This window comes from Dyadobacter sp. HNCC25DJ187, from assembly GCF_056895255.1.
The window spans coordinates 1-1,269 of sequence record NZ_JBXHAT010000010.1 but is presented as its reverse complement, the minus strand read 5'-3'; the positions used below and the strand labels follow the sequence as shown (position 1 = coordinate 1,269).

Sequence of the window (1,269 nt, the reverse complement as noted above, 5' to 3'; positions counted from 1 at the left end):
AATAATCTGCATATCTCTGACTATCCGTCCAATCAGAAAGCCGTCACGCCATTCATTTACAATAAAAGCAATATTATAATAGCCCGTTTGCATGGGTGCGTCCCAAATAATATCTCCTGTAACTGGATTGAGACTGAAATTGGCAGGTGTTGCTCCGGTTTCGGTGCGTCCGGGTGCCCCAATCAAATTTGGATCTTCATATTCCAGGTTAATTCCTGCTCCGTTTACTCCACTTCTTTGGGGGATAAACATTTGGTAGGAAAGGCTATCTCCATCTGCATCAAAAGCACCAGGATTATGAATGTAACGTTGGCCTACTGCTGCAAGATCAACCGGTGCGTTCAATAAGACCGGCGTTTGGTTCAAACCTAAACTTGAATTGATATTCAGTGTGGTACTTACATAAAAATTCAGATTTTGTGTAGGTTTGGGTCCTATGTTAAGTACGTTGTCATTTCTATTGTCCTCCTCAAATGATATGCGATACTGGCCCGTTCCGGGAAAGGTATATTGTATGATGTAAACATTGCGGGTAGTATTATTTCCAATATTGACAATTGGTGAAATACGGGGCGCCCGAAGCACTACGGATGTACCCGATGAATTGACATTTCCAATCGTAAATTCAGCGTCAATCTGACGTTCAGCAGCCAGAGGGCCATTTACGATATCGAAGTAAGCAGTTAGCTTAAGTTCGTAGGTGGGTGATGTGAGGGAAATTCTTCTTGCAGTAATTTCTCCTGCACGGATGTGAGTAGCCCGTACCTCAAAAGATACGATAAAGAGGATAAAACAAAATGAGATTTGCCAATACCGTAAAAGAAAACGCATATACGTACTTGTCTAATTTAGGACAGGGTTCTAATGAAGACTGAGAAGATAATAATCATCTCAATATTTACTATATAATTCGGAATCAACTACAATTGTGTTGCAGCATTTTTCTGGGCATTCTTTAATGCAACGAAAATATAGTTAAAAATGTGTGTCAGTTAACCAATCCATAAAAGATTACTTTTCCTAGCCTTGCTATCTTTTATACAAATGGGGTCCGGCTGCTATAGAAAGCAACCGGACCCCATTTTATTTGATAGTATATTAATCAATTATTTAACGATTTGGACCCAACCTTTAATGGTAGTTGGCTTAGGATTTCTGGTAGCAGACTCGAATGTTACGGAAACTTCATAGTAGTATTGTCCCGCAGCGAGTTCTTTACCCGCATTTGTTTTACCATCCCAGTTGATGTTTACATCTTTTGTTTCGTAA

1 protein-coding gene and 1 pseudogene are annotated in these 1,269 nt (G+C 39.7%); both read right to left on the bottom strand.

Annotated features, from left to right (window positions below):
* Positions 1-831: pseudogene (locus AC1XUE_RS25760) on the bottom strand (gliding motility-associated C-terminal domain-containing protein); the annotation flags it as partial.
* A gap of 275 nt (positions 832-1,106) precedes the next feature.
* Positions 1,107-1,247, bottom strand: coding sequence for a hypothetical protein (locus AC1XUE_RS25755; protein WP_483358871.1), 141 nt, complete (start codon positions 1,245-1,247; stop codon positions 1,107-1,109).
* Positions 1,248-1,269 lie beyond the last annotated feature (22 nt).